Genomic DNA, 23,947 nt, shown 5'->3' on the forward strand with positions numbered 1-23,947 from the left:
TATCACGAGCACAGGCGGTATTGGTATTAATAGCCATAGCGACCCATAAATCGTGTATAGTATTATTAAGAAGTTGAGGCATGCATCGGCCTAGTAGGTCCCCTAACCGTATTTATTAATGAGGACGTTAAAACAACCCCCATTAGGCCCATAGTCATTGCCGATAATCCATAGGTTACGATAACCCTATTATACATTAGGGATAGAACTACGGTAGAAACCCCAATACCTACTACGCCCGTTAAAACACCGGCCAATAAGTAATACCTCAACCTAAGCTCTAACACGGCAATGGCAGTCACGAAAATAAAAATGGGCAATGTACCAACCAGGTCAGTAACACTATCCGGTAATAGTGATACGAATAGGTAAATAATGACGTAGAGGAAACCCCTAACCACGCTCTGCCTCATCTCAATAAGCGCCTTATTCAAAATCAGCCCTGGCCTTATTAGGAAGATTGAGGCATAGCTAATCAGTACTATCAACGTTATTACCGCTATGTAGGAGTAACCAATACCTAATCCCTTACGTAACCTGGCCAGTACGTAAATAAATAACATGGATAATATGAATTCTGGAATTAAGGCGTAGTAACTTGGTATTAATGCTGCGATTAGAGTACTTATCGCCGCAATTATTAACGCGGCTGGGTAATAAAGCACAAGGCTGTCGCCTTAACTCTCATGATTATTCCTGATCCATGAGTATTAAGCTTTTAATATGTATTACATTATGTGATTAACGATACCGTGTGAGGGTTGTTATCGTACTTCACGGCTCACAGGACCCCGATTACATAGATAGTGTAAGGCATTTTGCGGAGAATGTCGGTCTTTATTACGCGTTTATTTCGTACTCCAAACCGTCAATAAATGATGTTGTTGGTGATGTATACATACCATTATTTATTGGGTATGGTAAGGATTATGAGAGGGCTGTAGCCGTAACCGGCTTTGAGGCGCCACCACTGCTTGAGTGGCCGGGCGTGAGGGACTTCCTTCTAGGTCTTGGTCCTGGCTTATACGTATTTCATGGCGAGAATGATGTAAGGTTCATAAGTGATTTGGGTAAATTGAATATTCGCGACGTCGCCTTCCTCAAAATCGAACCCACACTTAAGAACTACCTGATCAATCACTGCCCAGGGAGGGTAATTCCCGTGGTCTTTACCCAAGGCGTGATTTATAAGGAGATCTTGACCGCGGTATGGGATTCATGCCCTAGAACTGAGGTTCTAAGGCCTCTCTTTGAGCTTCGTGAGTTCATGAATTACTTTAAGGATTTATTACCGTGGTTAATACGAAGCACTAGGCGGGTTAGATAGATGGGAGGGCTATGATTGAGACGATAATATTGTATTACATCGCAATATTAGTAATCTCAGTAATGCTTGACTTAATACTTGGCGAGCCAAGGGCGTCTTCATGAAGGTGCATCCCGTGGTTATTACAGGTAGCATTGCATTTAAATTATTTAGACTAGGCAATAAGCTCTTTGGAATATTTTTATGGTTTATCTCCGTGGTTCCAATAATAATTATTTATTACATAATATCACGTGCGTTAATTATGTTTAATATTATCATCGGAATTATTGTTTATGCCTACTTCCTGAAATTAACATTTTCAATAAGGTTAATGAGGATTATGCCAAGAAAATATTAAGGAGCATTGAGTTGGGGGATTTAAATAATGCCCGTATACTGACTCAGCAGATTGTTAGGAGGAATGTTTGGGAATTGGACACGGCGCACTTAATATCTGCCGTGATAGAAAGCCTTGCTGAGTCCTTCGTTGATGGTCTTCTATCGCCTCTTTTCTACTTTGCATTACTTGGACTACCTGGAGCCCTACTTCAAAGGTTATCCAACACCATGGACTCAATGGTCGGTTATAGGGGGTGGCCCTATGAAAATGTTGGTTGGTTCTCGGCTAAAGTCGATACCATACTAAACTATATACCCGCAAGGTTGTCCTCAATAATCATCTTAATTGCATCTGGATTAATGGGGTTAAACTGGAGGGGTAGTATTATGGTTGCTCTTCATGAACATAATAACGTAAAGAGCATTAATTCTGGGTGGCCCATGTCATCCTTCGCGGGTGCGTTGGGGATCATGCTTGAGAAGGTCGGTGCCTATAGAATAAATGATGGTATGCCTAGCCCTGACATGACTAGGTTGGGATTAGCTCTTAAGTTGTTTGATGCTTCCGTTATCATTGCATTAATATTTACTTCAATTTTCCTAATCTTTAGAGTACTTTTTATACCATTATTTATTTAATGAAGACTTTCAACAGAATAAATAATCAAATTATTACCCATATGTAATTAATGGCCTTTATTTTTTTACGGCCAGTTATATGACGGGTAATATATAATATTTAGGAATAACCTTTTTATACTAGTGCTATCAGGGATATTTTGGTAGATTACTATGTCTTCCATAACCACATCAAGTGGAGAGTCAACACCGGCTGAAATTGAGAGGCAATTAACGGAGAGGCAACTCCAGGTTCTTCAATACCTACTTAAAAAGGCGGTCCCACTTAAGGTATACACGGTATATGCGGATCAGGATGAGTTGGCCAGGGAGTTGGGAATGACTAGGCAGGCGCTCAGTGTTCATCTTAAGAAGCTTAAGGACTTTGGGCTCATAAGGACTGGCCGTGAGTTCGTTGACGTCACTGATAAGGCTCTTAAGGTACTGAGGATGAGTTCCAATGAGGCGATAATACTCGTTAAGGTTCAGCTAGGTATAGGACAATAATTTACGAGAAGGTTAAGGAGTTGCCGATTGAGAAGGCCTACAGGGTGTCCGGTGATTATGACCTGGTACTAATAACGAGGGAGGTTAACGTTAATGATATACTACGCGTACTTAGCATGATGGAGGGTATTGAAGACACCAAGACCTTCATATCCCTGGAAACCCTCAGGGAGTGAGCGCATAATTAAGAGTTAGGCGTGGTTAAATATTACGGTATTAATCTCATTATTACTACGCTAGAAGGTTTATTAACCATATATTGATTATGCATTCACGTAGCATCATGGAGTACGTAAGCCCTGAGGTAAGGATTGATGCATACATAAGGAATGTTGCAAACGCACTTGATCAAATAGAGAAGGAGGGAGTTAAGAATGAGGTGGTGGAGATAGCCAGGGCATACCTAAAGGATTCAATCTACTACCTATCAAGAGGTGATCAATTCAATGCACTGGCAACAATAGCTACGCAGAGGGCCTACTCGATGCATTGAGATTCCTTGGAATGACCCATTTCAATTGGAGTAGGACTGATGACCTAATCAGGAAAGCCCAAAATAAAGTGTTTGTTGCGGGTACGTTCGAAATAGTCCACCCAGGACACATAGCCTACCTAAGGCATGCCTGGACCCTCGGACGCGTCGTTGCAGTGATCGCTCGTGACTCCACGGTTAAGAGGATCAAGGGTAGGGACGTGGTGATACCCGAGAATCAGAGGTTGGAGGTTATTAGTAATATTGTTTATGTTCATAAGGCTAGGCTCGGCTACGAGGGCGACATGTTTAGGGTTGTTGAGGAGGAAAGACCAAACATAATACTGCTTGGACCTAATCAACCATTTAGTGAGGATTCGTTAAGGGAGGAATTGAAAAAGAGAGGTTTAGGGAATATCGAGGTAATTAGATTTAACGACTATGTGGACTGCCCACTCTGTAGCACGACAAAGATACTCAAGGCCATAAGTAGTAGGTTTAATCAGGGTAATCAATTACCCAATAATTACTAAGCTATTAACGGGAAAATGAATTAAATTCATGTACCTCACCTCGATCTCGGCATAAAATATGGTGATTAAGGTACGAGTCCTCTCGTTACCTGCGAGAACTCCTGCTGATTAAATGTGAATGAGTAGTTTACTAGGGTCATGTTTATGTTCATGAACATACCGCCAAAGCCGCCCTGATATGTGGGGTATAGGTATATTGTTACATTAGTTGGCACGCCATTACCTAGTATGCATAGTTCCGTTATGTTCATAACCACTGGCATCTCCTGTAACTCACCCTGGGCTGGCGTTAGTGTCACTGTTGCTGCGAAGCAGTAGGTTGTTTTTCCATTCCAGGTACCCTTACCCACGTACCTACTCTCATTTAGCGCAAGTATTACGTACTTGGTAAGGTTTACGTAGGGCATGCAGTGAGTCACGGCTTGCTGCCCCATGAAGTTGAATTCCATTGCGTAGCAAAGCTCGTTATCGTATCTCCAAAGTGCCATATTGAAGTTAATGCCGGTCCCCATAAAGTGCCTGAACAATAATGTGCCGTTTATTACGGTCGCATCACTTATTGGCGTTCTAGATATAGTGACGATACCCATTAAAGGACCCATTTGAAATGGAACACCGGGTATTCCTGGGAACTCATTATTGTTTACTACGAACGTGGAGCTGACCGTGAATCTATAGGTCACTGTAACATTCCTCATAAGTAATTCCTTGGCATTTAGGAGGGCTGATTCAGGACTTCCATTTACTGATACTGCGAGGTACGTAACCGCACCTGCGATTGCTAATACTACGATTACCGCGGCAATTAATAATGGTGTTTTCATCAATTCCATTTAAACCCGCGATTATTAAAAGGTTTTGACTCAATACCTCCTTGCGATCCTCAACCAGTAATTTGCCTGCTTCTCACCGCATGCTAGGTCTCTCAAGCCACCAATGTCCTTGCTCGCATCCTCATCCATAGGCACACCCAATGCGTCAGCATCAAGTAATTGCTGTATTGCCATTCCGCAATCATTATCACCACTCCAGGGAACCTCAACAACACCACCATTATCAAGGTGCTTCCTAGCCTCGTCCACGGTGGTGGCCCTCGTAGTCATGGATCTAAGGAACTCCCACGCCATACTCCTCATGTTATTACCTATCTCATTAAGTAACTCTATAACTGTGTCAGCAATCCCCTCACGTGGGGCAACGTACTTCTCCATTGTATCCCTCCTCGCCAGGACAACCTGCTTATTCTCTACATCCTTAGGACCAACCTCTATCCTAAGCGGTACACCCATCATTTCCCAGTAATTGTACTTCCAACCCGGCGTCCTATCAGTCCGGTCATCAACCTTAACCCTAACACCGGCATTTGTAAGTTCATCCATTATTGACTTAACCTCCCTCATTATTGCCTCCTCCGTACCCTTATACATTATTGGTACTATCACGACCTGTATTGGTGCCACGTTTGGCGGCAATGCGAGGCCCTTATCATCACCGTGCACCGCAATCATCGCCGCAATAACCCTCTCCGAAATTCCGTAACTCGTTGTGTGAACGTACTCCCAATCGCCATTGGGCGTCAAGTACTTAACGTCGAAAACCCTTGAGAAGTTCGTGCCAAGGTAATGAACGGTGCCGATCTGCATGGTCTTTCCATCGGGCATTACAGTGTCAAAGGCTATTGTGTAGACCGCACCCGCGAACTTATCCCACTCGGGCCTTTGACTTATTAGGTAGGGTATGCCCAGGTAATCAAATATTTTCCTGTAAATTTCCATGGCCTCCTTAATCTGTCTCTCCGCGTCCTCCCTATTCGCATGTGCCGTATGCGCCTCCTTAAACATTGATATCTCCCTAAGCCTAATCATAGGTCTCGTGGCCTTTGTCTCAGCCCTAAACACACTAACTATTTGGTAAACCTTGAATGGGAGGTCTGTGTGGTCCTTAATCCATAACTTGAACATGGGCATCATTGCGGTCTCACTGGTTGGCCTCAGCACGAGTCTCTCCTCACCAGTGCCACCCTTACTTACCCAGAAGACCTCGTTCTCAAAACCCTGATGTGCTCACTCTCCTTTGAGAAGAATTCATACGGTATGAACACGGGGAACAAAACCTCCTGGTGGCCAGTCTCATCGTGAACACGCCTAACGTAGGCCTCAACCAACCTCCTAATCTTCATGCCATAAGGCTCCAGACATATGCACCCTTCACTGGGTATCTATAGTCGTAAACCTCAGTCTCCATTATAACCCAGTTAAACCAGTCTGTGAAGTTCCTCCACCTCTCCCTAGACCTCTTCTCCCCTGACTTGATGAGTTGTAGCTTGGCAATAAAGGTCCCTCGGTTGTGCCTAAGTAAGGCCTTAAAAGCATTGTGTCCACAATCAGGCAGTAGGTATTTAAGCGCGTTGAATTTGGGGAGATTAATGAATTTCAAGCTAAAGATTGAGGTACTAAGTAACTGCGTTGGTTGTGGTATTTGCTGGACCGTGTGCCCAAAGGGCGTACTAACGGGTAGGTTGAGGGATAAGGCCTATGTGTTGAATGAGTCGCTATGCTCAGGCTGCTTCTCCTGCCAAAATAACTGCCCATACTCGGCAATCAGGGTAACACCAATACATTATTAGGTAATTATTGGAAGGCCGGTTGACATGACTAAGTTTATATACCCACGATCATTAATGAGATGCATAAATGCCTCCGTTAGGTCCCTACTCATGACTACGTAATCCCCTATGTAGGTAATTACGTAATTAACAGCCTTAGCTAGGTAATCAACGCCTAACTTACCACTCGATATAAGCACTAGTAAATCAATGGGTGTCGGCATCAATGGTCCCAGTAAAATAAGGCTATTGAACCTGGCAATGTTCATTATGAATTGCACGTAATCATCAACCACAATGACGGGTTGATTAGGCAAGGTTAGGGAAGTAACGCCCAACCCCCTCCTGAAAAGTCTCAACCACTCATCATAATTAACCCTATTACTAAGCCTATACCTAATTATCAACCTGGCAATATCGACACTTAGATCCACAGCCTCCTAAGCCTATCAACACTATCATAGCAGTTAATCGTCGCCGACGGCTCGACGGCCATGACATCCCTTAAAAACCCAGGTACCCAACCCCAAAGCCTAATGAATGAGTTCCCAAAGCCCATGAGTAGGTCAATGGCCTCCTTAGGTTTATCACGGCTAATCTGCAGAATTCCCGTGGTAGTGGTAGTGACAGTGATTTATAGCGCTTAACGGCCATAATGAGGATATTCCTTAGCATGGGCATCGAAGCCTCAATCCTTGGCGCATAAATCGCCAGGTCCATACACTAATTCAGTATTTAGTATAATGATTTACCTTTATTAAAGGGTTCATCAGGAATACCCGAGTTCCTCATCATTACAGCCTCAGAGGCCTGTTTCCTCATCAATCAGGTTTGTTTATATTAATGCATTAATTAAGTTGATTTCGATGAGTGATTACGAAGTATTCATTGGGATTTGCGAACGTATTAATTGCCCAAGGAGTTATGTGAACCTGGTGCTAAGTGAGTTATCGAATTTAGGCGTGGCCGAAGTTCTCAACGATGGTGATACCGAGTTCATGGGATTTAGATTATTAGGTAAGGGCCAGAATAGCCTTGTGTTTAAGTGCCGTGTTGATAATGGATATTACGCCTGCAAGATTAGGCGCTTTGATTCATCAAGACCCGACCTAGTGGGTGAGGGTAATTACCTGAGGCTTGCGAATTCCGTGGGCGTGGGGCCAAGATTAATTAGCTATACAAGTGATGTATTGATTATGGAATTGGTAAGTGGCATACCCATACAGAGGTATGTGGTTACGGCAAACCCAACGGAGTTAAGGGTGGTGCTCAGGGACTTACTTTGCAATGCCGTAAGTTGGACTCCATAGGCCTAGCCCACAATGAGTTGAGTAGGCCCCAGGACCACGTGATCATTAGTGGTGGTAGGGCATTCATAATAGATTTTGAAAGCGCCAGCCTAAATAGTAGGGTTAGTAATGTTGCTCAAATACTAAACGCATTGGTAATGGGTAGGGGCTCTATTCAAGACCGCGTTCGAGCCGCCCTGGGCGTAAGTATTGACTTCTATGGGTTACGTAACGTCATTAGGAGATATAAGGTCACGAGGAGTGATGATGATTTCATGCAAATACTGAGGTTACTTAGACTTGAGTAATTCCTGGGCTAAGTTCCACAGCTTATCTCCGAGGTGGTGAATCACCTTTATGACTTTACCCTTACTCGTACTCCTCATCTCGTCGGCGGTCATGAGAGATACCCCAATGGCTATGTACCTGCCCTTGAGATCTTTAATTAACAATAAATCACCAACGCCAAAGTTACCACTTATGTCCTTAATACCTGGTCTCATTACGTCTGCCCCATTGACTATGTGCGGCACCGCGCCGTCATCCACGGTCACCGTTGGGTAATTGGGCATGTAGGTTGGGTTGAGGTAGAAGTACGTTAATAATGGTAATACGTACTCCCTCTGGTTCGTGTCCACCTTTACCGTGAGTCTCGCCACCAATGGCTTGTCATCTATTAAATACACCGTTGTTGCCTCATTCAACTCATAAATCTCAACCTTCTTAGCATTCCTAAATATTGGGCCTAATTCACCTACGGCATTGCTTAATTCCTTAATGTCCTTGTTACTGAGGAAGTACCTCTTAACCACAGTAATTATTTGCAGGGCTCATTAATAAGTATTTAGTACGTAACTCAATATTTAATAGCCAGTATTTAGTATTTGTTCTTGTGTCTACGGAGACAATAACGAGGGCTGATTTTGAAAAGGTGGTGCTTAAGGTTGGTAAGGTGATACATGCGGAGAAGGTTCAGGGGTCAAGGAAGTTATTGAGGTTGATTGTTGATATTGGTGACGAGAGAAGACAGATAATCACTGGGCTTGCGGAGTTTTATAAGCCCGAGGACTTAATTAATAAGTACGTTATTGTTGTCGCAAATCTGGAGAGCAGGAAGATATTTGGTTATGAGAGTCAGGGAATGATACTGGCATCGTGTGATGAGAAGAACCCAACAATAATAACGATTGATAAGCCGCAGGATGAGCAAATAGGTAAGAGAGTTTGTTAAGGATGTAATTGCTTTAAATACCCTGTTTAAAATCGATAACGGTGAGCATAGAGCATTACGTATTAGATAACGGACTTAGGCTATTAATAAATAGGATTGAATCACCAACCATAGGCATCGCGATCGGCGTGGGAATAGGCTCTATATATGAGGATGAGGATTTACGAGGCATAAGCCATTTCGCTGAACACATTATTTACAGGGCATACCCAAGCATTGACCTAGAAATAGAGGGGTTAGGCGGTGTTTCGGATGCGTACACTGAACGAACACTCACAATGTACCTATTCGAGGTAATACCAAGTGAGTTAAGGAGCTTACTACGGCTTATTCATAAAATGTTTAGTAGTAGGAAAGTAAATAGTGAGGACTTTGAGAGGGAGAGGAGGGTTATCCTTTCGGAGATAAGGATGAGGAATGATGACCCGAGCACGTTGATATATGACCTAGGGCCCAGGGCATTGTTTGGAGATAGTGATTATGGCGCTCCAATAATCGGGTCTGAGGAGAGTATTTCCTCAATGACCATTGAAGACCTAGAGGAATTCCTGGAATCCTACTACACACCGGATAATATGGTAATAAGCATTGTTGGCCCTTTAAGTATCCCAATAAGTGAGGTAATGGAATTATTTAGCAAATGATGGTAGGTCAGGCAGTAAAAAGAAACCGACAATGGGTAGGGGAGGGTCAATAACCATTAAGAAACCTATTGAATCAGCTATTTATCGTATTCCTGGCAGTACAACATAGCCAATGAGGATCCATTTCTGCTCTCAATTAAATCATCATTGCTGGAGTTTCATTTAGTGAATGGACTAAGCTCATACTTAGTGTCCAGGTTTAGGAATAAGGGATTAACATACACGATAGATATGGATAGGGATTACCTGCCGGGTACGTATTACTACCAATTAGTGGTGTCTGCAATTAATAGGGAGAGTATTGATGATGTGAAGGAGGAATTGATTAATGCATTATTAAGTATTGACGATTTATTTAAGGATGAGTACTATTTAAGTAAGCGATTAAACTACCTTAAATACCTAATAAGCGATTATTTACGTAGACCATTACAGATCGCCGAGTCCATGAGCTATATGGAACTAAAGCTTGGTAATCACGATGTTTATGAATTTAATAAGGGGCTTGAGGAGCATTTCAGGGATTCACTGAGTGACTTGATAACCAATGGTGTGTGGTCCGCGATAATACCCTCATAATATTAGTGTATTACGTATACGTAAACATTACGTATGCGCATCAATAAATTAAGTATTATTAGTGTATTATTGTTGTATTCCCAACCTATCCTTAATCTCCTTAAGTAATAGCGTCATTGCATCGCCAGCCTTGCACTGTATTATTACATCAGCTATGTAATCGAGTTCCGTGGGCTCCATATTTATGATTATGACCTTACCACCCATTTCCTTAACGAATATAGGTATGTAAGCCGCTGGGTAAACGGAGAGCGAGGAACCAATTACCAGGACCGCATCACTCATCAGGCTAGTTCCCTAGCCCTATCAAAGTCCTTAACAGGTTCCCCAAATAATACGGTGTCGGGCTTAAGAATACCACCACACTCATCACAAAGCGGTGGTATTTGACCACTATCAATCTTCCTGATAACAACCTCCATTGGGTAGGTGCGGCCACACGCAATGCACACGGCCCTCTTCATTGTGCCGTGAAGTTCAATCACGTTTTTAGAGCCCGCGGCCTGGTGAAGTCCATCAACGTTTTGGGTAATTACAGCCTTTATAATGCCTAACCTCTCAAGCTCCGCCACGGCATGGTGCGCCCTGTTCGGCTTAGCCGTGAATAACGTGCTCATCCTCATCCTATAAAACAACCAGAAGTCCTTTGGGTGTTGTAGAAAGTAATCGATGGTTGCTATTTCAGGCTGTACTGCCTCCATAATCCTGAGGGCCCTAAAGTCGGGATCCCCGACTCCGTGGATATGCCGGCGCCCGTAAAGGCTATTGCGTGCCTTGCGTTGATCAGTATATCGGCGGCTTTCTTAATATCCTCAATGTTACATTGTTTCTCGCCCATACTTTGATTATTAACTTGGTAATTACGGCGTTATAAGTATTAATTCTATTAATAACGGAGGATTTATAATGCAGTCCAGGTTTTTCATAGTAACGTGATGAGCTGACGACGGACTGAACTATTGATGAACGCGTTGGTGGCTGACCTCGTCGTATATAATCTCAACATCCTCCGTGGACCTAACCTCCACAGCATTAATCCCGTAATGATCCCTTAGGGATTCGTATGTTGGCCTATTATGCGCAATAACGTAAAGTGCCGAGGAAAAGGCATACCTCTCCCAATCCCTTACTGTTAAACTTAATAGGCTCACGCTATTACCTGATCTAATGGGTTCCGTTGAGTATGCACTGACTATGTACGGTACCTTAAGCCTCTGTGAAATTACCCTTGCGATAACCGCCGCAATCCAATCATGCGCATGCACGAAATCTATATCCCTGGGTATTACATAGGGTGCCCTGGAGAGAATCTCCACGAGTAGAAAGTGCATGTATGCAATGACGTCGCTAAACCACCTATCGCTCACGGTGAATACGCGCACATTACCATCCATGTAACTACCATCAAAATTTGCTGGGTGTACCAGGTATATCTCGTACTTACTAGATAATCTTGTAACCAAATCCCTAACCTGGAATGCCAGCGATCCGACGACCCTATGCGGTGGGTACTCCGTCGATATGTGCAGAACCTTAACCACAGAATTCAGCAGTAAATACTACTTAATTTAATTATTGCAGTTGATGTGAGGTGCACGGAATCGTTTACCGTGTTTACATAACCAAGAACCTTAAGCTTATCAATAATACTCCTAACCTCCTCAATCCTCAGACCAACAATCCTCGCCAAATCCTCAAGCTTAACTGCTCGTTCCTTATCAATCGCGGCCAATGAATGCAGGGCTTGCATCACGGTCCTTATCTTCGACTCGTAACCCACCTCCACAGAGTATTATTAATCAATTTTCTCCTTAATAAATTTCTCCATTCTTAACCGTGAATTAGTAATTGAAATAGCAAAAAGCACTTATATAATCACCTAATCCGTAATGAAGACAGTGTCTATAGAATTAACAACGAATAAGGTACTTTATGAACCAGGTGAGGACATAGCAATCAATGTAGTGGTTAAGGGACTGATAAGTAGGGAGGATGTTGAATTAACGGTGATTAAGGACTCTCAGGAATTAATAAGGCGAACCCTACAGGCAATACCCCCAGAATCAGAGATAATGGATTACATTAGGATAACAGACACGGGCAATTACGAGGTAAGCGCCAAGTGTTGCGGTTCAGAGGTTAGGACCCCAATAATGATCATTAATAAACCCGAAACACCACTAAGGTTTGTATTGGTTTTTCATAATCACCAACCAATACATAGGTATCCAAACGGTATTTACCACGGTCCCTGGGCATTCCAACACACCTGGTCACCTGAATTCTACCCAATCTATGATGTCGGTCCCTACCTACTTCATGCCAGGCTCGTGGATAGGTATAGGGTCTCCATAACGTATAACCTAAGCCCAAGCCTACTGTGGCAGTGGGATGATATACTACGCAATGGCGCACTCATTGAGGGTAGGGATCACGTTGAATACATTGGTCCCTGGGATCCACGAACGGAACTAATCAAGGAAGCCATTAGTACTTATTCGAAATTGGCTAGTGAGGGAGTCATAGAGGTATTAACGAGTTTCCTAGCCCACCCCATCGCTGGTTATTTAATTGAGAGGTTTGATATTCATGACCTATTACGATGGGAGTTGAGCAGGGGTAGGGAGGTCACTAGGAAGGTGTTGGGTGTGGATGCCGTGGGTGCGTGGTTACCTGAGTTGTACTTTTCTGAGAAATTGAGAAGTATTCTCTGTGATGAGGGCATTAAGTTCGTAGTTCTTGACGGCGTTTATCACCTTGGTGAGGCTATCAAGGATAGGAGTTCCATATATAGGGTTTATAGGCATGACTGCTTAACAATATTGTTCAGGGACACGGCATTAAGCGATCTATTAAGCTTCCAACTGAATAAGGCGAGTAACGCCCAGGAGGCTGATGTAAACGCCAGGAGACTAATCATAGAGTTAATAACGAGGATGAACCATGCCAGGGACGGCGTAGTTACAATGGCTTTAGATGGAGAGAATTGGATGATATTGCCAACGCCAAACCCATACGCCGCGCTCCTCCTTGAGAAAATAATGATGTATCTATCGCAGGCAAGGTCTGATGGTTATGTTATGCCGATTAGACCGTCAATTATTAGGGAGTTTCATGATGAGATTAAGGAAATACCAACAACCTCATGGCTGGGTTCACCGGCTAAGTGGATTAGTGAGAGGGCGGACATACAGTCGAGGCTTTGGTCGATGGCTCAAGCCGCGGTTAACAAATGGAGGTTGTACGAGGAGGTTTTTGGTGAAGATGAGGAGTTGAGAATGTCCCTCGCAATGACGCTAGATAGCGACTATTATTGGGCTGAATTCGTAAACATAAATCACGTGGGTGAATGGGCATACTCCGTAATAAGTAGGGTTGAGGATGCGCTTAACTCATTAGGGATGAGGTTTAACCTAAGAAATGATCAGCTGGAGATTGTTATTAGTAATGGCTGGGTTAAGGACGCAAACCTAATACTTGGTATTGAAACTCCGGAGACGTATGTGGAACATAGTATTAAGGTACTACCTAGTTCGTTAGAGACCGTGAGAATTAACGGCTTCAATAACGTAACCATATCATTACTATCGCCAAAAACGAAAACGCAGATTAGGAAGGCCATTAGAATAATGCGTGAAGTTACGAAACACCAATAATGCTTGATCCATCAATTATATACATGACATCCCCACTGGATATACGCGTTGTTACGTAATCATAGGCATAATCAATACCTATACCGCCATAATCAATGCGTAGAGCAATCCCCCTCATAGGCTCCCCCTCCCTTATCACATAGCCAAAGCCCCATGACCAAGCCCAGGAGGTTGCCATCTTAAGTATTGTCTGTGAACTCAATTCCCTACCCATTAGCAGTCTCATTATTTTAATCTCCTCCCAAGGATCAGGCTCTACCAACGCAACATTATCAGTACCAATCATAGGCCTTAACCCCCTCCTTACCATTGCACCCACCCTCGCCAATTTACCAACAAATTCCATATTTGACCTTGGGCACGTGACTATGGGTAGCACCGGCATTTTCGCTATATCGTCATTACCTAATTGGGTCAGGTGTACAAACACGGTGTTTCCAGTCACCAGCGTGGTTAATGCCCTGCCTAGATCATTATCGAGGTAGGTATCCTCGGTCTCCGATACATGCGTACTAATGGGCAGTCCATGCGAACTGCTTAACCTGGACACAAGCCTCAACTCAGCCATTGTGTAATTGAGCGGTGATACTAGTGATACTCCAAACCCCCTATTAACGAATTGCCTCAACTCATCCTCAAACACCTCGTCGACGTCCTCCTCCTCGTTGGGCTTGACGTAAACCCTGAACGTACTCGGCTCCGCAAATGGCACAATGCATAAACCGGCCTTCCTGGCCTCCTCAATAACCACGTCCGCGAACGAACTGCCATACTCGATTATCGTCAATAGGCAACCAACACCGTAATTCCTAATCCTACGGAATACCACGGCCAACCCATTTCTCAAGGACTCGGGCTTTGCCCTACGCAAATAATAATACTTTAGGCCGTATGGCGCACCAACCACATCATCTATGTAGTACTTATTGAACACGTCCATTAGGAAGTAATCAAGTACGTGAATATGGGCATTAGTTAATTGAGGCATCAACAGCGTATTTCCTAAATCAATGACGTTGCTATTACCTGGCACCCTGCCTATGCCGGTCACCTCGCCGTCAGAGATATCGATAATGGCATCCTTAACCGGTTGTAATTCCTGACCGACCAACGCTATTGAGGACTTAATGCTTAACCTACGCATTTGAGGGAATGAGTTTAAGTAATTAAATTAATGCTTTATTCGATGAAGATAGCAATCGTAGGCTTGAACCCAGGTACAGCAATCTATGCGCAGTACCTGGCTAAGGATGGGCATGACATCACCGTATTCACAGAAAGCCAGGGCGATGTAATAATCATGGACCTACTACCGCATTCATTCTTAAGCATTGTGAATGGGGAATCGATTAAGCTATTCACCAGGAAGTACCTAGAAGACTTGCTCGGCATCAGTGTGCTGAACGTAAAGTTGGGCTCCATAACGATTAATAATAGTGAGGTATTAATAACGAGCGAAGCCGGTGGGCAAGGCATTAGGGGTAAGTACGACAGGGTTGTGATAGGCTCTGAGGCGTTGCCGAGGGAGTCAGGTAACTGCGTGAGTATTTATAGGGCCACCTTATCACCAGGTAATTACGTAATTAATGGTGGTGACGTAGGTAAGAATGTGGAAACTTTAATGCTCGTGGCCGACGTTGGTGGTCGTGCCATTACGAATTCGCCGATGGCGATTGACGAAGACCTTCTCAAGTCCCTACCAATGAACAGGGATGTGAAGGCCGGGGGGTGCGTGTCCACTGATTATGATGTGGTTAAACCGTTAATAGGTGTTGCTGGTAAGGGTGTTTGGTTCGTTGGTAGGGGGTTTAGGTATAGGGATTCTTTGAGTGGTATTGAGTATGTGGTTAATAGGGATTACCAATTGATCATGATGGGGAAATTACTGGCGATGAGGGATTGGGGATCATAGATTCATTACCGTTGATGCCCCGTCTCGAGATAGGCTTCTCCCGTAACTGGTCCTTTCTCTCTGTGGGGCTTACACGAAATGAATTAACTAGTGTTTTCAGGGACTTATCATCATCGAGGATAGCCTACCACTCAGATGAGGCTGATATAACGGCTAAGGTGATTTATCGAGGAAATAGGTTACTAGGTCTCCAGGTATTGGCTAGGGGTATTAAATTGCTTAATTGGTTCTCCTCAATCTACTCCCTAATAATGCTAAATGGTACGGCCTATTTACTGCTCGACATGGGTTATGAGACTTTATTCAACACCGTTCGTGGAATGCTCGAGCAATTAATGCTTAATTTATACAATATATAGGCTGTTATGGTTAATAAGTTAATAAATAAGCTTTATTAATGACCTAACCGAACATTAATCAGTGCCTGGTATCTTGGCTAATGTCGATTATGAGGAAGCACTCACTAGGTATAGGATAAGGGAGGTGCTCATTGAGGCTCGTAGGCGGTCAATAAGCTATATAGACAAGATGAAGCAGGAGGTACTTGCAGACTCATTCTATGTGCACTACAGGCAACCAATACTCAAGGTACCCACCGAGAATGAGGACTTGGAAACGTCATTGTGGAGGTTCGTGGTCTCCACATACATAAGGAGCGAGGCCTACAATGACGTGTCCAGGATAACCAGGTTAAATGGTAGGTTGTCCAGGGTTATGGCAATTAAACTACTCAAGGTGTATAACAGTATCCTGAGCAAGATGGATAGGAATGAGCCTTTAGGCAAATGGTTGAGTCGGCAATGGACCAGAGAAGCTCATCATCCAGGGAGAGTAGGATGAACCTAGAGCGGGAGGTTCGTTCACTAATAAACTTCTACGTTGGTAGCATGAAGAAGGTTAGTGAGACCGTTAACAAGGTTAAGATGCTCTTTGGGGACTCCGTGGGCCACGAAATAGCGGACATTCTCCTAAGCACGGACATAGACCCATACAGGCTCAGGCTAATCTCAATGCTTAATTCACTAATTAGGTTAATCGTAGACACCAGGTACACCGTGGATGTCATTGAGGATAGAGATGCCGAACGCGTTGGCACGATTGGCGGGGTTAAACGCTTGACGAAGGCTTCGGAGCTTAGGGACATGATACCGAGTGAGAGGATGCTCATGAAATTCGCAAAGCCGGTATTCGCGTATAAACTGGCCATGGGCAATGTATTGGTTAGGGAGAGGAGGGCCGTTAAGAAGCCCAGGATTTACATGCTCATTGACAAGAGTGGTTCAATGTTCTACACAGTAAACATAAACATATTTGAAGTGGGCGCCATTAGCAAGATCACATGGGCCACGGCATTGGCAGTATTACTCGCATGAAGGGTGGGAACCTCGCGGTCAGGTTCTTCGATCAGCAGGTATACCCAATGCTGACTAATAAGAACGACATAATAAAGATGCTCCTCTCATTAATACCGTTGGGCGGCACTGATATAACGAATGCCGTGAGGGCGGCGGTGCAGGACGCCGTGGATAAGCCGTCACTGAGGATTATAAATTGGTCGTTATAACCGATGGTGAGGATGATAATATCGACCCAACGGTATTCAATAAGGCAAAGTCCATATTTAGGTCGGTCAAGGTATTACTAATTGGTGGTGAGAATAGCATTATTGAGGAGAACGTTGATACAATAAAGATTCAGGAATTAACCAGTGAGAGCTATCCCACACAATTAAGAGGATTTAGCCTCAAAGCAGTTAATTGGTGAGTCGCAGACGATTACCTGGGCATCAACAACATCATTAATGCCCAACCTCCTCAGTATTTCCATGGTCCTATCCATGAAGTACCAGGCAACGCACTCACCCGTGGCCCCCTCCGGTATGCAGGGAATCTCAATAACCTCGCCCAGCGATAATCCCTGGGCGCTCTCCATGCTTGACTTTACGTACTTACCATCGAATGCATTAACAATGCCCTGAACCTCGCGCCTAACCCTATCAATATCCGCCACGAGCATCCTCCTACCCCTAACGCAGAGCCTTATCGTCACCTCATAATTATGCCCATGAACACCACCATAGGCTTCGCTAAACCTAACCCTGTGAGCTCCAGAGAACATGAATTTCATGGATAGGCAGGTGGACTCAACCACGGATGTCCGCAATAATACGCATAAAAATGCATTTCCCATAAATTAAGTGGGATGGTTGGTAAGGTCATCATTGCCGGGGGAGGACCTGGCGATGAGGGGTTACTGACGCTAAGGTGTATTGAGGCTCTTAGGAATGCCGATGTGGTGATTTACGACAGGTTAATACCCAGGTCAGCATTAAATTACACGCGTCAGGGGGCGCAGTTGATCTATGCAGGTAAGGAGCCGGGTAAGCACGCAATGGAGGAGGACGAAATAATAAGGGTGATGATAAGTGAGGCAGGTAGTGGGAAGACCGTGGTTAGGCTACATGGCGGTGACGCATTCCTATTTGGCAGAGGCTTTGAGGAGTGCATTGCCGTGCTGAACGCCGGCATACCCTGCGAGGTAATACCTGGCGTGACCTCAGCCATAGCGGTGCCGGAGACATACCTAATACCGCCCGTACTACGTGGGGTCTCCAGCTCGGTGGCCATAGTGACCGGCATGGAGGACCTAGGAAGGGTAGGGCTTTCGTGAACTTCAGGGAATTGGCTAAATCCATTAACACAATCATAATACTAATGGGCGCATCGAGGATAGGCGAGATAGCGAGGGAATTAATCGAGGGTGGTCTCGACCCAGGCACGTACGTGGCCATAATAACGAGGGCATACATGGAGGATAGTAAGGTCGTCATAACCACGGTGGGTAGGTTAGCCTCAGGCCAGGTAAGTGCCGAGAACCCCTCAGTAATAGTGGTTGGGGATGTAGTGCGTGAGGGTTTGAAGGCATGAAGACTGCAGGGATAAATTTCGAAATTAACGTTTAATAAGGGGATTCCACGAATGAATCGGTGGTGATGAGGCACGAGCGTGGCAGATTACATGACGAACTTGCGCCCATGCTGACACAGGTTAATACATTAAAGCCCTGCTTAGGGAGGTTGATTAGGTCATGAGGAGAATCCTAGTATTAACGGAGGTTGAGCTCCCAAGCGACTTCCCAAGACAGGTCGAGTACTACCTAGGTGATTTAGTCCGGGTTGAGGTGAGGAGGACGGACTTTGAGGGATTAAAGTCGCAGTTCAGGGATTTCAGGAGGGGTCAGATAAGGGCCGACGCACTCCTTGATTACCTGGAGCCAGGGTCGGGGGTTACGAGGGATTCGATAAAATAGTACTTGTGATCGACGATGATGGCTACGTGGAGGGTCTAAACTTCGTATTTGGCGTTGCAAAGATAGGTGGCGCACTGGCCCTGGTATTTACGAAGAGACTACGCGGAGAACAATCACTCTATCATCTAAGAATACTTAAGGAGGTACTCCATGAGTTAGGTCACTCCTTCGGACTTGACCACTGCGCAGACCCAAGGTGTGTCATGTACTTCAGCAACACGATAGAAGACACAGATAGGAAAGGCCCAGGATTCTGCCAAAGATGCATGGTGAAACTGCACTCACTACTACACTAACTTAACCTAGGTCAAACACCAATCTCGGCGCACCATTAATTCTACGAATAATTTGCTAAAATAGGGAGTAGGAGAACATTACTTCATGGGTTTAAGGGGCTCAACGTGGATGTTACTATCAAACATTAATAAAAATAATAAGAACAGTAGGAGGAATACCGCGATTATTAGCGTAAGATCATTAAGGCGAAACGCTGAAGAGGTGGCTATTGATGTCGAGCTTGAACTCGAGCTTACTGAAGATAAGCAATAAACTAATCATCGGCTTACGCATCAAGAAGGAAGTAAATGCCTGGGATTTAGTACAGGTGCTTGATGGGCTGAGGATTACCGTGATAAGGGATGAGGTTGGCATAGTAATACTACACACACCAAACCACATACCACTATTCACTAATATACATAGGAGTAGGATAAAGCAACTACTTAATAAATGGATCGATTACGTAGAGCCATTACCGTCAGGCGTGACATTAAATATAATCGACAGCGCGTCAACGAACTTCTCAGAGGTTAGGGGTAAGGCAATACCGGAGGTTCAGGATTCCACGCCGATCATAATGACCATGTGTTGGTTGGGTAATGGCCAGGTGAGATACTCATTATTTCTAAGGGGAAGTACCCATGGCAAAATTGACACTCTTTCATGCAGTAGTAAGGCACCTCTACCGCAGTTAAGGGACAACATCGACCTAACCCTCAAGCCCTCACCGAGGCCAGGGCATATGTTCATGAGCAAGTACTACCCAATAGACGTAAACCTCACGAAGCATTTAATAGTGCTTGGTGCCACGGGCTCGGGCAAGACCACGCTCGTGAAATCGTTAATAAACGACTCCCTTCAGAGAGACATGTTTAATAAGATCGTGGTCTTCGACCCAACAGGCGAGTACGCACTATACCTAACGGGGCGCGGATACATCGCAGTACCTGGCATAGACATTGCCGTTAACCCACTAACACTGCCGAGCACAGAGCCAGCGAAATACTCTCAACAGCCATTCAGGCAGCTGCATACCTATATGGTGAGAATAACGATACGGGCTTTTCCTTCATACAGCTTGAGGTCCTTGAGAAGGCCCTCGAGAGACTTGGCGATAGGAACACGCTGAGGGATCTCTACGTGGTATTGAATGACCTTGAGCAGGAGCTTAGAAGGAATGATTACCTAAATGCCATTTCCGCCGTCAGGCGTAGGTTGAGGAAGGTCATGATAGCGGCATTAATGAGGAATGCGTTAAGTGCGAGTGCTGTTCGGTCCAGGTTATTGGTAATAAATATGGCGCCGCTCTATTTCGTGTCGCAGGTCGCTGCCGTGGTATTCACGTTAACGTTCCTTGAGGTGCTCAGCGGCATGCTTAGGAAGTCCCTAATTGTCATTGATGAGGCCCATAGAATACTCAATAAGTACGTGGTTGGTGAGTCAATTATTGAGAGGTTGATTAGGGAGGGTAGGCATGATGGGACGACCCTCATACTCGTGACGCAGGACCCCCTCGATATCAAGAGGAATGTGCTCGACGTAGTTGGCCATTACGCCGTCTTTAAACTTAATGGCAAGTCCGCGGTTGAGGCGGCGGACCTATTGGGTATTGATAGGGATGCCATCGTTAGATTGAGGCCTCTCGAGTTTTATTACCACAGCGACGATAGCACCGTTAAGGCATACATAATGGGCAATCTTGGCGGTGATTACTTAGTAGCCTCGGACATGATCTATGGGAAGTTGCTCGAGAGAATTAATGATGAGGATTACGTTAATGCCATGATTAGGAGGTTTGGGCGTTCATTAAGCCAGTACTGATTCCCCAGGTCATTGAGTTGGGCAGGAGGTTGGGTTATGACGTTAGGTCAATCATTCAATTGGCGGCTAAGAGGGATCCTGAGTACTTTAGGTTGCTTTCCAAGGTGATTATTGGTGAGGAGTAGGTTAATAGTCGCCGTCATTGTCGCGGCAATCGTATACTTCATTGATCATAGGGCTTACCTAATCATTATTAACACATTAATACCCCTCATCCTGGTTAGGGACCTAATTGGGCTTAGGGAACAGGTTAGGTTATTTATCAATGATGGTGACCCTGCTGAATCAGTGAGGATTAACCTGGCCGGGGTTATGGTGAATGGTAGGGAGTTGGTGGGTCTCAGGGTCTTGGGCGTTGCCTATGCATTTGATTCCGCGTTTGAGGAGGCGTTGGCTAGGCTCGTGTGATGATTCGCTTATTTTCTAAGTATAGGGTTATTGTTTTGTTAACGGGTGATGACTATGTCATTGGTGTTGATAGGGGTGTTTATCGGGAGTTGGTTACTGAGTTTGAGCGATTGAATGTTAAGGTCGTCAGAATTAATGGATTTGAGTTGGCCAATGCACTGAGGATGAGGGTTAAGCGCAGGTCATTAATTAGGCTTCCACTCCTCCTTATACCCATTCCACTCCTCATCATGGCTTCAGCTACGCATTCCTCGTATTTCCCATACTATACATTGTTTATTCTATTGGTGACTTCTCAAGGAGGAGGTTCGTGATTAATATGGGGTTTAATAATGAGGTTGTTCGTGATCTGAGGGCTACAATGGCCATGGATAATACGATGATTAAGGCCGAGGCATTGAGTCTTAGGGGTAGGATTCACCGTGCGCGCGCAAGCGTCTTATTCGTGGTATCGAGCAATGATGAGTTGAGGGACTGGATTAAGAGCACCGCCAGTAGGGCTTATGGTAAATTCCTAATGCTTAGGCATGTTAAGTACTTCCTTAGTTATAAGGATCTTGAGGTTACATTAAGAAGGATCCAACAGGGTGAGGATGTTTATTCACTCTACCTGGCAAGTACTAACCGTTTTGACTCCTCATTTAAGTGGAGGTGGATGCCATCAATACCAATATCGAAAATCCTAGGTAATAACTATGGCTATACATGGTCCATGGAACTAAACCTAGTAACACTAACGCCATTTTCATTCCAATTAATCAATGAGAGACGCGGCCTCGCTGTAATAGGTAGGGACGTTAATGATAGAGAGATTTCTTGGTCATTCATTGGTTCAAGCCCCCACGTACTGATAATAGGCCCAACGGGCGCGGGTAAGACAACGCTAGCCATGGGTATTGCCTACCAGGTTAAGCGTAGATTAGGGAATAAAGTCAAGCTAGTGATAATCGATCCCCACGGCCATACGGAGGTCCTAGGCAAATTAATTAATGTTAGGGTTGTCGATTTAAACAAAAGCAGGATCTTAACAAGCGATTCCTCAGTATTAATTGAGTCAATACGATTATCAAACCCCCTACTCTCATTAGGTATTGAGGGTGCATTACTACGTATGGCGGGCATTGGCGGTAATGGTATTTCAAGCATCGATGAATTAATGAGGAGGCTCAGGGAGTTATCGAGCGATTTAATACTGAGGGAGGCGTATTACAACCTTTATAATGCGCTTGCACCAATTATTAATTATTACGATGGCTTAAGTGGTAATGCCCTGCTTAATGTGCGTGACTTACTAAATGATGATGTGATCTTCGTAATGAGGTCTATGATGAACAATGAATTGCTTAGGTACTTGGCATTACTCATACTCCTTTCCATAAGTAAGAAGGCTATTTCTGAATGCCCTAACCCACCGTGTCCATTAAGGTACTTAGTAATTATTGATGAGGCCCATAACATACTTGCATTACCACGTGAGTATGCAGTGCTTGGTGTTGACGATCCTGTTGAGAGGATGTTTAGGGAGTTGAGGAAGTTTGGTGTGGCGTTATTCATGTTAATGCAACCACCACTCGACATTATTAATGAGGGCGTATTAGGAAATGTTGGCACCACGGTTATCCTATCAGGGAACTCACAGTACGTGTCTCACGTGGTATCGAGCATAAGCGGTATTGATAGTGATGATGCAGCATGGCTACTGAGTGGTCGGTTCAGGGCTTTGGTGATGCGTCAGGGAGAGCCTAAGCCGATTAAGTTGTCCTGGCTTTACGCTCCCAAGGAGTTAATAATGGAAAAAGTGAGTGAATGATTTTGAGGAGGGAGACCTATTAAGTAGTATTCAACTCACGTTCTCACCGCCACTCCCATTACTATTGATACTCTTGTCAGTGTAGTATGACCGGTCGGATACGAAGACCTCAACCCTCTTTGCATTTAGGTTCTTGGCTATATATTCGAAGGCTGCCATTGGGTTTGTATGGCTGCCGCAGGTGTATACGTCGACGGTGGCGTACTCATGCTCGGGCCAGGTATGGATTGATATGTGGCTTTCAGCGACTATGGCGACCACGGATATTCCACCATTAACCCCAAACTTGTAGTAGAATGTTGATACGACAAGTGCGCCGGCGATATCAGCTGCTTCCTTAACTATTTTTAGTAGATACATCTCATCCTTGAGTAATTCCCTATTGCAGCCATATAGGTTTCCATACACGTGTACTCCATACACTAATGCACTCCTTTCCCTGCCCCCCATTTCTACTAGGGTTTGGGTCGTCATCTTCCCCAATATTGAACGTTTTTTTGAGTAATGCGTACCCAACCCCTATATAAACATATCCCCCTAAAATCAACGGTATTACCCTTAAAATAGTGGGATTTACGGTCCAGGTCGTTGGGGATAAGTATTAAATACTTCAAGTGTAATTTCTC

At 44.5% G+C, this 23,947-nt stretch carries 34 protein-coding genes and 4 pseudogenes; 26 read left to right on the forward strand and 12 right to left on the reverse strand.

Annotated elements, in window-relative coordinates:
- Window positions 1-65 precede the first annotated feature (65 nt).
- Window positions 66-665 (reverse strand): hypothetical protein, encoded by a 600-nt coding sequence (locus JCM16161_RS08135; RefSeq protein ID WP_243670875.1) that lies wholly within the window; start codon window positions 663-665, stop codon window positions 66-68.
- Window positions 666-754: 89 nt separating this feature from the next.
- Here JCM16161_RS08135 and JCM16161_RS08140 point away from each other — a divergent pair, with 89 nt between their 5' ends.
- From JCM16161_RS08140 to JCM16161_RS08155, 5 genes and pseudogenes are all read left to right on the forward strand, one after another.
- A complete protein-coding gene (locus JCM16161_RS08140) occupies window positions 755-1,327 on the forward strand; it encodes a hypothetical protein (RefSeq protein WP_054855540.1) in 573 nt (190 codons plus the stop codon).
- A 351-nt stretch (window positions 1,328-1,678) separates the two neighbouring features.
- Window positions 1,679-2,287, forward strand: a complete 609-nt coding sequence (gene cbiB / locus JCM16161_RS17065; protein WP_243670876.1) for an adenosylcobinamide-phosphate synthase CbiB — start codon at window positions 1,679-1,681, stop codon at window positions 2,285-2,287.
- Window positions 2,288-2,440: 153 nt separating this feature from the next.
- Window positions 2,441-2,949: pseudogene (locus JCM16161_RS08150) on the forward strand (Lrp/AsnC ligand binding domain-containing protein).
- Between the two features lie 107 nt (window positions 2,950-3,056).
- A complete protein-coding gene (locus tag JCM16161_RS17070; protein ID WP_243670877.1) occupies window positions 3,057-3,266 on the forward strand; it encodes a DUF357 domain-containing protein in 210 nt (69 codons plus the stop codon).
- 11 nt (window positions 3,267-3,277) lie between these two features.
- Window positions 3,278-3,778 (forward strand): FAD synthase, encoded by a 501-nt coding sequence (locus tag JCM16161_RS08155; protein WP_243670878.1) that lies wholly within the window; start codon window positions 3,278-3,280, stop codon window positions 3,776-3,778.
- A 65-nt stretch (window positions 3,779-3,843) separates the two neighbouring features.
- Here JCM16161_RS08155 and JCM16161_RS08160 read toward each other — a convergent pair whose 3' ends face one another.
- A complete protein-coding gene (locus JCM16161_RS08160) occupies window positions 3,844-4,602 on the reverse strand; it encodes a hypothetical protein (RefSeq protein WP_054855541.1) in 759 nt (252 codons plus the stop codon).
- Between the two features lie 39 nt (window positions 4,603-4,641).
- Window positions 4,642-6,091 (reverse strand): annotated as a pseudogene (gene proS, locus JCM16161_RS08165) (proline--tRNA ligase).
- Window positions 6,092-6,203: 112 nt separating this feature from the next.
- On the opposite strand from proS, the gene JCM16161_RS08170 reads away from it, so the two are divergent.
- Window positions 6,204-6,404, forward strand: a complete 201-nt coding sequence (locus tag JCM16161_RS08170) for a 4Fe-4S dicluster domain-containing protein (protein ID WP_054855542.1) — start codon at window positions 6,204-6,206, stop codon at window positions 6,402-6,404.
- Here JCM16161_RS08170 and JCM16161_RS17075 read toward each other — a convergent pair.
- A complete protein-coding gene (locus JCM16161_RS17075; protein ID WP_243670879.1) occupies window positions 6,401-6,817 on the reverse strand; it encodes a hypothetical protein in 417 nt (138 codons plus the stop codon). The two genes, JCM16161_RS08170 and JCM16161_RS17075, sit on opposite strands and share 4 nt — an antisense overlap.
- A 70-nt stretch (window positions 6,818-6,887) precedes the next feature.
- A complete protein-coding gene (locus JCM16161_RS17080; RefSeq protein ID WP_243670880.1) occupies window positions 6,888-7,103 on the reverse strand; it encodes a hypothetical protein in 216 nt (71 codons plus the stop codon).
- A gap of 146 nt (window positions 7,104-7,249) precedes the next feature.
- On the opposite strand from JCM16161_RS17080, the gene JCM16161_RS17085 reads away from it, so the two are divergent.
- Both JCM16161_RS17085 and JCM16161_RS17090 read left to right on the forward strand, forming a co-directional pair.
- Window positions 7,250-7,693 carry a hypothetical protein gene (locus JCM16161_RS17085; RefSeq protein ID WP_243670881.1) on the forward strand — a complete coding sequence of 148 codons (444 nt, stop codon included), beginning with the start codon at window positions 7,250-7,252 and terminating at the stop codon, window positions 7,691-7,693.
- On the forward strand, window positions 7,681-7,980 hold the full coding sequence (locus tag JCM16161_RS17090) for a hypothetical protein (protein WP_243670882.1): 300 nt from the start codon (window positions 7,681-7,683) through the stop codon (window positions 7,978-7,980). Before JCM16161_RS17085 ends, JCM16161_RS17090 begins: the two co-directional genes overlap by 13 nt.
- On the opposite strand, the gene JCM16161_RS08185 is transcribed toward JCM16161_RS17090, so the two are convergent.
- Entirely contained in the window at window positions 7,963-8,484 is a 522-nt protein-coding gene (locus JCM16161_RS08185; RefSeq protein ID WP_243670883.1) for a DUF1947 domain-containing protein, read from the reverse strand. The genes JCM16161_RS17090 and JCM16161_RS08185 overlap by 18 nt on opposite strands.
- A gap of 80 nt (window positions 8,485-8,564) precedes the next feature.
- Here JCM16161_RS08185 and metG point away from each other — a divergent pair, with 80 nt between their 5' ends.
- From metG to JCM16161_RS17100, 3 genes are all read left to right on the forward strand, one after another.
- A complete protein-coding gene (gene metG, locus JCM16161_RS08190) occupies window positions 8,565-8,903 on the forward strand; it encodes a methionine--tRNA ligase subunit beta (protein ID WP_054855544.1) in 339 nt (112 codons plus the stop codon).
- Between the two features lie 41 nt (window positions 8,904-8,944).
- Entirely contained in the window at window positions 8,945-9,547 is a 603-nt protein-coding gene (locus tag JCM16161_RS17095) for an insulinase family protein (protein WP_243670884.1), read from the forward strand.
- Window positions 9,548-9,712: 165 nt separating this feature from the next.
- The gene (locus JCM16161_RS17100; protein WP_243670885.1) at window positions 9,713-10,126 is read left to right on the forward strand and encodes a hypothetical protein; all 414 of its coding nucleotides are present in this window, start codon (window positions 9,713-9,715) and stop codon (window positions 10,124-10,126) included.
- Between the two features lie 66 nt (window positions 10,127-10,192).
- Here the strand turns inward: JCM16161_RS17100 and JCM16161_RS08200 are convergent.
- The 3 genes and pseudogenes from JCM16161_RS08200 to JCM16161_RS08210 form a co-directional block, all read right to left on the reverse strand.
- A pseudogene (locus JCM16161_RS08200) lies at window positions 10,193-10,943 on the reverse strand (NAD-dependent deacylase).
- A 139-nt stretch (window positions 10,944-11,082) separates the two neighbouring features.
- The gene (locus tag JCM16161_RS08205; protein ID WP_054855545.1) at window positions 11,083-11,667 is read right to left on the reverse strand and encodes a glycosyltransferase; all 585 of its coding nucleotides are present in this window, start codon (window positions 11,665-11,667) and stop codon (window positions 11,083-11,085) included.
- Window positions 11,668-11,672: 5 nt separating this feature from the next.
- The gene (locus JCM16161_RS08210; protein WP_054855546.1) at window positions 11,673-11,912 is read right to left on the reverse strand and encodes an Rrf2 family transcriptional regulator; all 240 of its coding nucleotides are present in this window, start codon (window positions 11,910-11,912) and stop codon (window positions 11,673-11,675) included.
- A gap of 103 nt (window positions 11,913-12,015) precedes the next feature.
- Between JCM16161_RS08210 and JCM16161_RS08215 the strand changes: the two genes are divergently transcribed.
- On the forward strand, window positions 12,016-13,782 hold the full coding sequence (locus tag JCM16161_RS08215) for a glycoside hydrolase family 57 protein (RefSeq protein ID WP_054855547.1): 1,767 nt from the start codon (window positions 12,016-12,018) through the stop codon (window positions 13,780-13,782).
- Here the strand turns inward: JCM16161_RS08215 and JCM16161_RS08220 are convergent.
- Complete coding sequence (locus tag JCM16161_RS08220) at window positions 13,766-14,926, reverse strand: amidohydrolase family protein (RefSeq protein WP_054855548.1); 1,161 nt, start codon at window positions 14,924-14,926, stop codon at window positions 13,766-13,768. The genes JCM16161_RS08215 and JCM16161_RS08220 overlap by 17 nt on opposite strands.
- Before the next feature lie 42 nt (window positions 14,927-14,968).
- On the opposite strand from JCM16161_RS08220, the gene JCM16161_RS08225 reads away from it, so the two are divergent.
- The 6 genes from JCM16161_RS08225 to JCM16161_RS17125 all read left to right on the forward strand — a co-directional run bounded on the left by JCM16161_RS08225 (window position 14,969) and on the right by JCM16161_RS17125 (window position 17,458).
- Window positions 14,969-15,694, forward strand: a complete 726-nt coding sequence (locus JCM16161_RS08225) for a hypothetical protein (protein ID WP_243670886.1) — start codon at window positions 14,969-14,971, stop codon at window positions 15,692-15,694.
- On the forward strand, window positions 15,682-16,053 hold the full coding sequence (locus tag JCM16161_RS17105) for a hypothetical protein (protein WP_243670887.1): 372 nt from the start codon (window positions 15,682-15,684) through the stop codon (window positions 16,051-16,053). The genes JCM16161_RS08225 and JCM16161_RS17105 overlap by 13 nt, the downstream gene beginning before the upstream one ends.
- Before the next feature lie 61 nt (window positions 16,054-16,114).
- Complete coding sequence (locus JCM16161_RS17110) at window positions 16,115-16,534, forward strand: hypothetical protein (RefSeq protein ID WP_243670890.1); 420 nt, start codon at window positions 16,115-16,117, stop codon at window positions 16,532-16,534.
- Entirely contained in the window at window positions 16,480-17,067 is a 588-nt protein-coding gene (locus tag JCM16161_RS17115) for a hypothetical protein (RefSeq protein ID WP_243670891.1), read from the forward strand. Before JCM16161_RS17110 ends, JCM16161_RS17115 begins: the two co-directional genes overlap by 55 nt.
- Complete coding sequence (locus JCM16161_RS17120; protein WP_243670893.1) at window positions 17,064-17,258, forward strand: hypothetical protein; 195 nt, start codon at window positions 17,064-17,066, stop codon at window positions 17,256-17,258. Before JCM16161_RS17115 ends, JCM16161_RS17120 begins: the two co-directional genes overlap by 4 nt.
- Window positions 17,246-17,458 carry a hypothetical protein gene (locus JCM16161_RS17125; protein ID WP_243670894.1) on the forward strand — a complete coding sequence of 71 codons (213 nt, stop codon included), beginning with the start codon at window positions 17,246-17,248 and terminating at the stop codon, window positions 17,456-17,458. The genes JCM16161_RS17120 and JCM16161_RS17125 overlap by 13 nt, the downstream gene beginning before the upstream one ends.
- Here the strand turns inward: JCM16161_RS17125 and JCM16161_RS08235 are convergent.
- Window positions 17,423-17,857, reverse strand: a complete 435-nt coding sequence (locus JCM16161_RS08235; RefSeq protein ID WP_243670895.1) for a 6-carboxytetrahydropterin synthase — start codon at window positions 17,855-17,857, stop codon at window positions 17,423-17,425. The two genes, JCM16161_RS17125 and JCM16161_RS08235, sit on opposite strands and share 36 nt — an antisense overlap.
- A gap of 39 nt (window positions 17,858-17,896) precedes the next feature.
- On the opposite strand from JCM16161_RS08235, the pseudogene cobA reads away from it, so the two are divergent.
- From cobA to JCM16161_RS08255, 8 genes and pseudogenes are all read left to right on the forward strand, one after another.
- Window positions 17,897-18,621 (forward strand): annotated as a pseudogene (gene cobA / locus JCM16161_RS08240) (uroporphyrinogen-III C-methyltransferase).
- A gap of 160 nt (window positions 18,622-18,781) precedes the next feature.
- Window positions 18,782-19,003, forward strand: a complete 222-nt coding sequence (locus JCM16161_RS17130) for a hypothetical protein (RefSeq protein ID WP_243670897.1) — start codon at window positions 18,782-18,784, stop codon at window positions 19,001-19,003.
- A gap of 5 nt (window positions 19,004-19,008) precedes the next feature.
- Window positions 19,009-19,299 (forward strand): hypothetical protein, encoded by a 291-nt coding sequence (locus tag JCM16161_RS17135; RefSeq protein ID WP_243670900.1) that lies wholly within the window; start codon window positions 19,009-19,011, stop codon window positions 19,297-19,299.
- Between the two features lie 212 nt (window positions 19,300-19,511).
- Window positions 19,512-20,411, forward strand: a complete 900-nt coding sequence (locus tag JCM16161_RS17140) for an ATP-binding protein (RefSeq protein ID WP_243670901.1) — start codon at window positions 19,512-19,514, stop codon at window positions 20,409-20,411.
- A gap of 11 nt (window positions 20,412-20,422) precedes the next feature.
- Window positions 20,423-21,103 (forward strand): ATP-binding protein, encoded by a 681-nt coding sequence (locus JCM16161_RS17145; protein WP_243670902.1) that lies wholly within the window; start codon window positions 20,423-20,425, stop codon window positions 21,101-21,103.
- Window positions 21,104-21,217: 114 nt separating this feature from the next.
- Window positions 21,218-21,511, forward strand: coding sequence for a hypothetical protein (locus tag JCM16161_RS17150; RefSeq protein WP_243670904.1), 294 nt, complete (start codon window positions 21,218-21,220; stop codon window positions 21,509-21,511).
- Window positions 21,511-21,825, forward strand: coding sequence for a hypothetical protein (locus tag JCM16161_RS17155; protein WP_243670905.1), 315 nt, complete (start codon window positions 21,511-21,513; stop codon window positions 21,823-21,825). The genes JCM16161_RS17150 and JCM16161_RS17155 overlap by 1 nt, the downstream gene beginning before the upstream one ends.
- 5 nt (window positions 21,826-21,830) lie before the next feature.
- Entirely contained in the window at window positions 21,831-23,321 is a 1,491-nt protein-coding gene (locus JCM16161_RS08255) for a DUF87 domain-containing protein (protein WP_243670916.1), read from the forward strand.
- Between the two features lie 30 nt (window positions 23,322-23,351).
- Here JCM16161_RS08255 and speD read toward each other — a convergent pair whose 3' ends face one another.
- Complete coding sequence (gene speD, locus JCM16161_RS08260) at window positions 23,352-23,795, reverse strand: adenosylmethionine decarboxylase (RefSeq protein ID WP_243670907.1); 444 nt, start codon at window positions 23,793-23,795, stop codon at window positions 23,352-23,354.
- Window positions 23,796-23,947 lie beyond the last annotated feature (152 nt).

The organism is Vulcanisaeta sp. JCM 16161, assembly GCF_001316285.1.